1 protein-coding gene is annotated in these 359 nt (G+C 68.8%); it reads left to right on the top strand.

Annotation, left to right across the window (positions count from 1 at the left end):
* On the top strand, positions 1–359 hold a 359-nt coding region (locus F3087_RS45765), incomplete at both ends, for a class I SAM-dependent methyltransferase (RefSeq protein ID WP_150408485.1).

Below are 359 nucleotides of genomic sequence, written 5' to 3'. Positions count from 1 at the left end.
CGGCTGAGTCAGAGCGATATCGGCGAGATCGACCAGTCGCTGGTTCGGTCGTACGGCGCGCTCGGCGATCTGCTGGTGGCCCGCACCTGCTACTTCGACGACTACCTCGAAGCCGCGGCCGTCGCGGGCATCCGGCAGATCGTCATCGTGGCCGCCGGTTTGGACGCCAGGGCCTACCGGCTCGACTGGCCTTCCGGGACTACGGTTTTCGAGCTGGATCAGCCGAAGGTGTTGCAGTTCAAGGCGTCCGCGCTCGCCGCGAGCACGCCCGCCGCCGATCGCCGCGAGGTGCCGGTGGACCTGCGCGACGATTGGCCGACGGCCTTGCGTGACAACGGTTTCGACCCCGGGGTCCCGAC

Source organism: Nocardia colli (assembly GCF_008704205.1).
Lineage (GTDB): Bacteria > Actinomycetota > Actinomycetes > Mycobacteriales > Mycobacteriaceae > Nocardia > Nocardia colli.
This window is presented reverse-complemented; position numbering and strand designations above follow the sequence as displayed.